Source organism: Dactylosporangium sp. NPDC050588 (genome assembly GCF_040654975.1).
GTDB lineage: Bacteria > Actinomycetota > Actinomycetes > Mycobacteriales > Micromonosporaceae > Dactylosporangium > Dactylosporangium maewongense.
The window spans coordinates 11,620-14,706 of the sequence record NZ_JBFAJA010000167.1; the positions used below are offsets into that span (position 1 = coordinate 11,620).

2 protein-coding genes are annotated in these 3,087 nt (G+C 71.2%); both read left to right on the top strand.

All coding sequences use genetic code 11. From position 1 onward, the window contains the following. On the top strand, positions 1-1,034 hold a 1,034-nt coding region (locus AB0I21_RS56295; RefSeq protein WP_360574122.1), incomplete at its 5' end, for a carbohydrate ABC transporter permease. An 81-nt stretch (positions 1,035-1,115) separates the two neighbouring features. Beyond that, a complete protein-coding gene (locus AB0I21_RS56300; RefSeq protein WP_344515618.1) occupies positions 1,116-2,708 on the top strand; it encodes an alpha-amylase family glycosyl hydrolase in 1,593 nt (530 codons plus the stop codon). Positions 2,709-3,087: the final 379 nt, after the last annotated feature.

Sequence of the window (3,087 nt, forward strand, 5' to 3'; positions counted from 1 at the left end):
GAAGCTCCGAGGGGAAGAGGACCACCATGACCGTCACCGATCCCTCCAGGCACCGGGCGGACGTGGGCGGGTCGATCCGGACGCCCGTCGCCGCGGGGCCGGGCGGTGCCGTCCTCGGCGGGCGGCCGGCGCGCAAGCCCAAGAAGGCGCAGCCGGAAGGCACCCGCGGCTACGTCTCGGCGAAGGACTGGCAGAACCCGCGCATCCGCGGCACCATGACGCTCCTGCACGGGCTCCTGATGGCCCTGCTCCTCCTGGTCGGCGTCGGGCCGATGCTGCTGCTGGCGAAGTTCGCCATCACGCCCACGCAGGACATCATCCGCACGCCGCTGGCCATCTTCCCGCACGGCGTCCGGTTGGCGAACATCTCCGAGGCGTGGAACGACGTCCAGATCAGCCACTACTTCCTCAACACGATCTGGCTCGCGGCCGGCTCGTGGTTCGTCCAGATGCTCGTCGCGACCACCGGCGGCTACGTGCTGTCGGTTCTGCGGCCCGCCTGGGGCAAGATCGTCAACGGCCTGGTGATCGCCACGCTGTTCGTGCCGACCGTCGTGCTCCTCGTGCCGCTGTACCTCACGATCCTCAACCCGCCCGTGGTCGGCACCTCGCTCATCAACAACTTCCTCGCCGTGTGGTTGCCGTCCGGCGCGAGCGCCTTCAACGTCGTGCTCATGACCCGGTTCTTCGACGGCCTGCCCCGCGAGGTGTTCGAGGCCGCCAGGGTCGACGGCGCCAGCTCGTTCCGGCTGTTCTGGTCGGTCGTCCTGCCGATGTCCAAGCCCATCCTCGGCGTGGTGTCGGTGTTCGCGACGATCGCCAGCTGGAAGGACTTCCTCTGGCCGATGCTCGTGCTCAAGGACCCGTCCAAGCAGCCGCTGTCGGTGCGCCTGCCCGCCATCGCGTCGCAGACCGACCTCGGCGTGTTCCTCGCGGCGCTCGCGATCTCGACGCTCATCCCGGTCGTGTTCTTCATCGCCTTCCAGCGACTGTTCCTCTCGGGCGCCGGACTGGGAGGGGCCGTGAAGGGCTAGCCCTTCGTCAGATCCACCTTGTCGTGTACAGGCAACACCTTCGGGCATAGGCAACACCGAGTGTGAGAAAGCAGGTTCCACGTGGCCGACCAACACCACCAGGCTTGGTGGCGCAGCGCCGCTATCTACCAGGTCTACTTGCGCAGCTTCGCCGACGGCAACGGCGACGGCGTCGGCGACCTGGCGGGCCTGCGATCCAGACTGCCGTACCTGGCGGGCCTCGGGGTCGACGCGATCTGGATCGTGCCGTGGTACCCGTCCCCGCTCGCCGACGGTGGCTACGACGTCGCCGACTTCCGCGCCATCGACCCGATCTTCGGCACCCTCGCAGAGGCCGAGAAGCTGATCGAGGAGGCGCACGCCGCGGGCATCCGGGTCATCTGCGACATCGTGCCCAACCACTGCTCCGACGCTCACGCCTGGTTCCAGAAGGCCCTCGCGTCCTCGCCCGGCTCGCCCGAGCGTGACCTCTTCTGGTTCCGTAAGGGGCGCGGCCCGGAGGGCGAGCAGCCGCCGACCGACCTGCAGTCCATCTTCGGCGGCCCCGCCTGGACCCGCGTCCCCGACGGCGAGTGGTACCTGCACCTCTTCGCCTCCGAGCAGCCCGACTTCAACTGGGACCACCCGGCGGTCCGGGACGAGTTCGAGGACATCGTCCGCTTCTGGCTCGACCGGGGCATCGACGGCATCCGCATCGACTCCGCCGCCGTCCTCATCAAGGACCCCCTCGTCAGCGACAAGTACGAGGACAACGAGGGCATCCACGACGTCTACCAGGCGTGGCGGCGCATCTCCGACACCTACACGCCGCCGCGCGCCCTCATCGGCGAGGTGTGGCTGCCCGACCACGAGGCCTTCGCCCGCTACCTGGCCCCCAACGAGCTGCACACCGCCTTCAACTTCGCGTTCCTCAACGCGCCGTGGGAGGCCGACAAGCTCCGCTACGAGATCGACATGACCCTCGAGGTGCACGCGCCGGTCTCCGCCCCGGCCACCTGGGTCCTGTCCAACCACGACGTCACCCGCGAGGTCACGCGCTTCGGCCGCGAGTCGACCAACTTCTCCTTCGCCGAGAAGCGCTACAACGTGCCCTCCGACCTCGCGCTGGGCAGCCGCCGCGCCCGCGCCGCCGCGCTGCTCATCATGTCGCTGCCCGGCGCGGTCTACCTGTACCAGGGCGAGGAGCTGGGCCTGGAGGAGGTCGAGGACCTCGACGACGCCCTCCGCGAGGACCCGATGTACCACCGCTCCGGCGGCACCAACCCCGGCCGTGACGGCTGCCGGGTGCCGCTGCCCTGGTCCGGTGACTCGGCCCCCTTCGGCTTCAGCCCCGCCGACGCCGCCGGCCAGCCGTGGCTGCCGCAGCCGGCCGCCTGGGCGTCGAAGACCGTCGCCGCGCAGGAGGGCGTCGAGGGGTCGTTCCTCGAGCTGTACCGCGAGGCCCTGCGCATCCGGCGCGCCGAGCCCTCCCTCGGCGACGGCCCCATGCGGTGGCTCGACTCCGCGCCCGACGTCCTCGCCTTCGCCCGCGACGACACCTTCGCCAACGTCACCAACCTCGGCACGGCGCCGGCCCAGCTGCCGCCGCACCGCGAGGTGCTCGTCAGCAGCGTGCCGCTCAACGCCGACGGCACACTCCCCGTGGACGCCTCAGCCTGGCTGCGGCTGTCCTGACCCAACGCAGCACCCGCAGACGCCGTCTGGAACCTGGCGCTGGGCCCGGCCGCCACCGAGCCCAGCGCCAGCCGGACCCGACGGCCCACATTCCCCGGGCGGTCGCACAAGTTGGCGGGTGCGACCGCCCGGCTGCATTTCCCCCGCTGTGCTTCCGCCCCACCGCTGCGCGGCGGGTCCCGGCGGGGATGCTCACCCGACCGCTGTGCTGCCGCCCCACCGCTGCCGCGGCGGGTCCCGGCGGGGCTTCCCACCCGACCGCTGTGCTGCCGCCCCACCGCTGCCGCGGCGGGTCCCGGCGGGGATTCTCACCCGCACCCCAATGCGCCGCTCCGCGACGCACTGCCCGCGCCGAGACGCGAGCCAGGCCAAGCGCCGC